A 6,899-nucleotide genomic window follows, 5' to 3' on the forward strand; every position below is an offset into this window, starting at 1 on the left:
AGTTTTGTTTTTATGGATGTTTATTCCAATAACTCTGATTTTAAGGGTCGATATTGGAAATTATTATGCCGAGCTTGAGCATAGCATTAGGTTAAATCCCGGAGCCTCCAGCATGCACAAGAAAAACACCGAGCTTGGTTTTTCCACCCGCGCCATCCATCACGGCTACCACCCCGAAGAACATCAGGGCGCGTTGGTGCCACCGATCTACCTGAGTTCCACCTTCACCTTCCCCACTGCTGAATATGGCGCCCGCTGCTTTGCCGGCGAGGAGCCGGGCTACGTCTATACGCGCATCGGCAACCCGAGCCTGAGCCTGCTGGAAGCGCGCATGGCCGATCTGGAAAACGGCGAGGCCGGGGTGGCCTTCGCCTCCGGCATGGGCGCCGTTGCCGCGACCTTCTGGACCTTCCTGCGTCCCGGCGACGAAATCATCGTGGCCCGTACCCTGTATGGCTGCACCTTCGCCCTGCTGCACCATGGCCTGGCGGAATTCGGGGTCAGGGTGCGGCATATCGACCTCGCCGACCTCGACCAGCTGCGCGCCGCCATCGGCCCGACCACCCGCATGGTCTACTGCGAAACCCCGGCCAACCCCAGCATGCAACTGGTGGACATTGCCGGCGCGGCGGCGATTGTGCGCGGCTACCCGAACGCCCTGCTGGCGGTGGACAACACCTACTGCACCCCCTACCTGCAGCGGCCCCTGGACCTAGGCGCCGACCTGGTGGTGCATTCGGCCACCAAGTACCTCAGCGGCCACGGCGATATCACCGCCGGGGTGGTGGTCACCCGCCAGGACCTGGCCCAGCGCCTGCGCTTGCAAGGCCTGAAGGACCTGACCGGGGCCGTGCTCTCGCCCCAGGACGCCTTCCTCCTGCTGCGCGGGATCAAGACCCTGGCGCTGCGCATGGATCGCCATTGCAGCAATGCCCTGGCCGTTGCCCAGTACCTTGAACGGCACCCGCTGGTGCAGTGGGTGGCCTACCCCGGCCTGCCGTCCTTCGTCCAATACGAGTTGGCCACGCGGCAGATGAAACAGCCCGGCGGCATGATCGCCTTTGAACTCAAGGGCGGGCTGGCCACCGGCACCCGCTTCATGAATGCCCTGGGCCTGTTCAGCCGCGCCGTGAGCCTGGGGGACACCGAGTCCCTGGCCCAGCACCCGGCGAGCATGACCCACTCTGGCTATACCCCGGAAGAACGCGCCGCCCACGGCATTGCCGAGGGCCTGGTGCGCTTGTCGATCGGCCTGGAAGACTGCGCCGACCTGCTGGCCGACCTGGCCCAGGCCCTCGACGCTTGCGCCGCCCCGGCCATCAGCAGCCCGCCCCTGGAAGCCGCCTTGTCTTGAGCTAGGTCAGCGCCGCTTCGGCGCCCAACGTTTACAACCGCCACTGGCCGCCGCATCCCGTCAAGGGTTGCGGCGGCCAGTGCATGGGCAATACCCCTTGAATCGCAACCCACAGGAGTGGAACAACCATGAGTCGTATCAATAACAAAGCCACCCAACTGCTCAGCGCCATGATCCTCGCTGGCCTGGCCTGCCATTCCCTGGCAGCCGACAGCATCCGCATCGGCATTGCCGGGGCCAAGACCGGCCCGGTGGCGCAATACGGTGACATGCAGTTCAGCGGCGCGCGCATGGCCATCGAGCAGATCAACGCCAAGGGTGGCGTGGACGGCAAGCAGCTGGTGGCCGTGGAATACGACGACGCCTGCGATCCCAAGCAGGCGGTGGCGGTGGCCAACAAGGTGGTCAACGACGGCGTCAAATACGTGGTCGGGCACCTGTGCTCCAGCTCCACCCAGCCGGCGTCGGACATTTACGAAGACGAAGGCATCGTGATGATCACCCCAGCCGCCACCAGCCCCGAGCTGACCGCCCGCGGCTACAAGATGGTGTTTCGCACCATCGGCCTGGACAACGCCCAGGGCCCGGCGGCGGCGCGCTACATCGCCCAGCTCAAGCCAAGCAACGTGGCGGTGCTGCACGACAAGCAGCAGTACGGTGAAGGCATCGCCAGTTCGGTCAAGGAGATTCTTGGCAAGGAAGGCATCAAGGTGGCGATGTTCGAAGGCATCAACGTCGGCGAGCGTGACTACTCCTCGATCCTGGCCAAGATCAAGCAGGCCAATGTCGACTTCGTGTACTTCGGCGGCTACCACCCGGAAATGGGCCTGCTGCTGCGCCAGGCCAAGGAAAAGGGCCTGACCGCCCGCTTCATGGGCCCCGAAGGCGTGGGCAACGACTCGATCTCGCAGATCGCCAAGGACGCTTCCGAAGGCATGCTGGTGACCCTGCCCAAGTCCTTCGACCAGGACCCGGCCAACAAGGCCCTGGTGGAAGCCTTCGAAGCCAAGAAGGAAAACCCCAGCGGGCCGTTCGTGCTGCCGTCCTACTCGGCAGTTGAGGTGATTGCCGGGGCCATCGCCGCGGCCAAGAGCGAAGACCCGGAGAAAGTCGCCGAGGCGATCCACAAGGGCACCTTCAAGACCCCCACCGGGGACCTGAGCTTCGACGAGAAAGGCGACCTCAAGGACTTCAAGTTTGTGGTCTATGAATGGCACTACGGCAAGCCGAAGACCGCAGCGGTGGAAAGCGCCGGGCTCTGACCCCGCACCGGGCGCCGCCGACTGCCTGGGCTGCGGCGCCCGGACGCGTTCAGGTGCAATGCCTGAAAACGCCGATCGCAACGCCTTTGCGAACCGCACCTTGAGCAATAATCCCCAAGCAGGCTAGTTGGGAATAAGTTGAAGCTCAGGCAACAACAAGAACTCGTCCGGGTAACACCTTTCCATCCCCCAACCGGACTTACTAAACGCCTTCCTTAGAGCCAGACAAGACCTTTTCTTCTGAAAAATCGTTAGCAAGCTTATATTGACTCACCACTTACAACCCCACGCATAACCCGCCAAGAGTTCAACTAGAAGCCTCTACAAGAAGCCTGAACACCCCCATAACGAAAGGCGTCTCCCCGTTCTTCAAGCAGCGTTCAAGAATCCACCAAGTTGCCACTCGCGACCTTTACAGCCAACCTTTCTGCAGCATCCTGGCCCCGTACTGAAGGCACCACAAGCCTCACAATGGCTTTGTGCCATTTAACTTAAACGTTAAAGCACGAAACCACCAAGCCACCAAATTTCACCAAAAAACATGAACTTAACGTTACCGAAAAAACAAAACACTACAGCGACTGGCGAAGCGAAAAAACCGGGAAATAGTCCCACTGTTTCCAGCAATAAAAATACTGTTTGCTAACTAAATTCGAATTTGTATATCGTTCGCAGCACCCACCTAATAGACGCGGAAAGCACTTCTGCCAGGCATCTTTCAAGGAGAAAAGAACATGGAACCCTTTGTCGGTGAGATTCGCCTGTTTCCCTGGGGCTGGGCACCTGAAGGCTGGCTTCCCTGCGAGGGACAGATCCTGCCATTCAACAGCAACGTGGCGCTGGCATCCTTGCTAGGCAAAACCTTTGGTGGCAACGGCACCACCACCTTCGGCTTGCCGGACCTGCGTGGCCGCGTCGCCCTGGGACAGAATCTCCTGGCCATAACGAGCCCGGTGATCATGGACTCCCATTTGCTGGGCACCCACGGCGGTACTGAAACAGTGTCCTTGCCCACGACTTCTCTGGCCCTGCACAACCATACCACCCATGTCTCGAGTGCAGCCGGCACCTCAGGCCCCTTGAACGGCATCCCCGCCATCAGTTCGAAGACCAATGCCCAAGAGGCAAAACCGACTTATGTCCCGGCGACATCCGACCTGGTCGCCCTCAACAGCGCCACCGTCACGCCGACCCAGGGCTTGCCCATGACGAACATACAGCCCTCCATCGTCGGGTGTTTCTGCATTGCCACGACGGGTATTTACCCACCGCGCCAATAACCGCTGTTTACAGACCCTCAAGCAAGGAAACTGACATGTCTGAAGCATTCGTCGGAGAAATTCGCATGTTTGCCGGCAACTACGCGCCTGAAGGCTGGGCGTTTTGTAACGGCGCACTCCTGTCGATCAGCAACTATCAAGTCCTCTATTCGTTACTGGGAACCCTGTACGGAGGTAATGGCGCCACCACATTCGGCCTGCCGGATTACCGCGGCCGCCTTCCCGTGGGCATGGGCAGCGGCCCGGGCCTGACCCCAAGATCGCTGACGAGCACCATGGGCCAAGCCACCGTCACCATGACCCCGGAGAACACGCCAAGCCATACTCACGCCTTTATGGTGAGCACCCTTGATTCCACCTCGGCGAATCCGTCCCTACCGACTGATCCCAATAATATGACCTTCGGCAAGTTCGATCCGGCGGGCATCATTACCGGCTTGTACAGCGCGGGAACCGGCACGTCCGCCACCCAGGCGCTGAATTCGGGCTTTCTCGATGCGGCACAAACCAATAATGCCAACGCAACCGCGCACGACAACCTGATGGGCTCGTTGACGGTCAGCTACATCATTTGTCTGGTCGGTCTGTATCCGACTCGCAACCAGTAACGTTAATCACTCAATCTGGAATGACCGATCATGGACGCTTTTACCGGTGAAATCAGACTGTTCCCCTACAACTTTGCCCCGCAAAACTGGGCCTACTGCGACGGATCGGCCCTCACTATCCAGCAGTATCCCGCGCTCTATTCGGTGATTGGCACGCTTTATGGCGGCACAGTAGGGCAGAACTTCAGACTGCCCAATCTCAGCGGACGCGTTGCCATGGGTTCCGGCGGCACCATCGGCACCAACGTCGGAAACCTGTTGGGCGCCGACCGGATAGTGCTGTCGGCCAGTAACATCTGTTCCCACAGCCACCGGGTATTGGCCAAGGATGGCAACGAAACGGCAGCGGCCGTGGACACCCCCAACAACACCGCCTATCTGGCGCAGCCACGCAATATCCGCTTGTACAACAGTACCGTTCCGTCGGTGGGCGACCCAAAGCTGGCCATGGGCACCATCGCGCCGGCCGGCAACGCCGCACCGCCGCCAACGCTGCGCAACACCATGCAACCCTTCCTGACTCTGTGCTATTGCATCTGCCTCAATGGCGAGTACCCGATCAAACCCTAATGACTCACTCCGTCCACCTCCAACTGCCGACGAGCCAGGTGGTCGTACTGCGCCAGCAGGACGACCACGATCGGCCCTTTCTGCAGGAACTGTACCTGTCGCGCCGCTGGGCCGAGGTCAGCGCGGTCCCGGGCTGGAACGACGCTCAACGCCGCGCCTTCCTGCTTGCCCAGGCCGAGCTGCAACGTCAGCACTATGAAAAACACTACCCGGCGGCGAGTTTCCTGATCGTCGAGCAGGCCGGCACGTCCATCGGCCGCCTGTGCGTGAATCGCCAGGCCCATGATGTGCGCATCGTCGATATTGCCCTGCTCCCCGCCTGGCACGGCCAGGGCATCGGTACGCAGTTGCTGCGCACCCTGCTCGCCGAAGCGGATGCCGAGCGCCAGTCCTGCAGCCTGAGTGTCGAACAAGGCAGCCCGACCCGCAGGCTCTATGAACGACTGGGCTTCCAGCCCGGTGCCAACAGCGGCCTTTATACCCAGATGCAGCGGCCCGCCAGGCCTGTTGCCAAACACAACCTCGACAACCCTTGAGCGCCAAGCAAGACCAGCCCATTGGGCCGGCTGTAGCCGTGCTGTAACCGCTGGACCTTTATCAACAATCAAGCTGGATCCGACCTACACACCGGTCGCAAGGCAGGAAGCCCTCATGAGAACACCACTTACCGCGCTAGGTACCTGGGTAAAACGCCCGCTGCTTTCACTCTTCATGCTGCTGGTCATGTCGACCCTGGCCAACCAGGCCATGGCCGCCGCTCCCGTGATCACCAGCCCGGCGACGGGCACTACCCTGCCCAGCGTGGCGGTGGGCCAGTCCATGAGCATCCCCATCAGCTCCACCGGCGGCGCCATGCCGCTGGACAAATGGGTGGAGTGCGATGCCAACGACCCGGACTACGATGGCGTGACTCCCTGCCTGCCGCCGGGTCTGATCCTCGATCCTTCACCTCACAGTTCGTCCACAACCTTGCATGGCGCACCGACCACCGCCGGCACCTATACCTTCAGCATCACCCTCAATGACGGCCTGAATCAGGGCGGGGTTGCCACCTATACCCTGGTGGTCACCGGCGGAGCGGCCCCGACCCTGACCTCGGTTGCCCCCAACTCCGGCAGCACCGCCGGCGCCACTGGCGTCACCCTGACCGGGACCAACCTGACCGGGGCCACCGCGGTCAGCTTTGGCGGCACCGCGGCCACCGGCTTTAGCGTGAGCAATGCCACCACCATCACCGCCACCACCCCGGCCCATGCCGCGGGCGCGGTGAATGTGGTGGTCACCACGCCGAGCGGTACGGCCACCCTGACCAATGCCTACACCTACACCGTACCGGCGCCGACGGTTGGCCCGGTGAGCGCCACGGTGGCGGCCAACAGCAGCAACAATCCGATCACCCTGAGCCTCAGCGGCGGCGCGGCCAGCAGCGTTGCGGTATCCACCGCCGCCACTCATGGCACGGCCACCGCCACGGGCACCAGCATCACTTACACCCCAACTGCCGGTTACTCCGGCAGCGACACCTTTGCCTACACCGCCACCAACGCCAGCGGCACTTCCAGCCCGGCCACCGTAACTATTACCGTCAGCGCACCGACCCTGAGCATTACCCCGGCCAGCTTCAGCAATGGCACCGTGGGCACGGCCTACAGCGTGACTCTCAATACCTCCGGCGGCGCCACGCCCTACACCTACAGCATCACCAGTGGCAGCCTGCCCACAGGCCTGAGCCTGAACACCAGCAGCGGCCTTATCAGCGGTACGCCTAGCGCCAGCGGCAGCAGCAACCTGACCATCACCAGCACCGACAACAACGGCGCCACCG

General features: G+C 61.8%; 7 protein-coding genes. All 7 read left to right on the forward strand.

From position 1 onward, the window contains the following. The first annotated feature begins 112 nt into the window (after positions 1–112). Entirely contained in the window at positions 113–1,354 is a 1,242-nt protein-coding gene (locus tag J4P02_RS23230) for a methionine gamma-lyase (RefSeq protein ID WP_426194633.1), read from the forward strand. Positions 1,355–1,482: 128 nt separating this feature from the next. Then, positions 1,483–2,616 carry a branched-chain amino acid ABC transporter substrate-binding protein gene (locus tag J4P02_RS23235; protein ID WP_426194635.1) on the forward strand — a complete coding sequence of 378 codons (1,134 nt, stop codon included), beginning with the start codon at positions 1,483–1,485 and terminating at the stop codon, positions 2,614–2,616. A gap of 734 nt (positions 2,617–3,350) precedes the next feature. Further along, on the forward strand, positions 3,351–3,896 hold the full coding sequence (locus tag J4P02_RS23240) for a phage tail protein (RefSeq protein ID WP_426194637.1): 546 nt from the start codon (positions 3,351–3,353) through the stop codon (positions 3,894–3,896). Positions 3,897–3,931: 35 nt separating this feature from the next. Next, entirely contained in the window at positions 3,932–4,504 is a 573-nt protein-coding gene (locus tag J4P02_RS23245) for a phage tail protein (protein WP_426194639.1), read from the forward strand. Between the two features lie 30 nt (positions 4,505–4,534). Further along, entirely contained in the window at positions 4,535–5,074 is a 540-nt protein-coding gene (locus J4P02_RS23250; protein WP_426194641.1) for a phage tail protein, read from the forward strand. Continuing rightward, positions 5,074–5,610, forward strand: a complete 537-nt coding sequence (locus J4P02_RS23255; protein WP_426194643.1) for a GNAT family N-acetyltransferase — start codon at positions 5,074–5,076, stop codon at positions 5,608–5,610. Before J4P02_RS23250 ends, J4P02_RS23255 begins: the two co-directional genes overlap by 1 nt. A 115-nt stretch (positions 5,611–5,725) precedes the next feature. Next, a partial coding sequence (locus J4P02_RS23260) for a putative Ig domain-containing protein (protein ID WP_426194645.1) occupies positions 5,726–6,899 on the forward strand: 1,174 nt, incomplete at its 3' end.

It is taken from the genome of Pseudomonas sp. NFXW11, from assembly GCF_049887815.1.
GTDB lineage: Bacteria > Pseudomonadota > Gammaproteobacteria > Pseudomonadales > Pseudomonadaceae > Aquipseudomonas.

What these genes read in the sequence shown, in the direction of transcription:
- J4P02_RS23230 (WP_426194633.1), top strand. Translation starts at nt 113, where the DNA reads ATGCACAAGAAAAACACCGAGCTTGGTTTTTCCACCCGCGCCATCCAT.
- J4P02_RS23235 (WP_426194635.1), top strand. Translation starts at nt 1,483, where the DNA reads ATGAGTCGTATCAATAACAAAGCCACCCAACTGCTCAGCGCCATGATC.
- J4P02_RS23240 (WP_426194637.1), top strand. Translation starts at nt 3,351, where the DNA reads ATGGAACCCTTTGTCGGTGAGATTCGCCTGTTTCCCTGGGGCTGGGCA.
- J4P02_RS23245 (WP_426194639.1), top strand. Translation starts at nt 3,932, where the DNA reads ATGTCTGAAGCATTCGTCGGAGAAATTCGCATGTTTGCCGGCAACTAC.
- J4P02_RS23250 (WP_426194641.1), top strand. Translation starts at nt 4,535, where the DNA reads ATGGACGCTTTTACCGGTGAAATCAGACTGTTCCCCTACAACTTTGCC.
- J4P02_RS23255 (WP_426194643.1), top strand. Translation starts at nt 5,074, where the DNA reads ATGACTCACTCCGTCCACCTCCAACTGCCGACGAGCCAGGTGGTCGTA.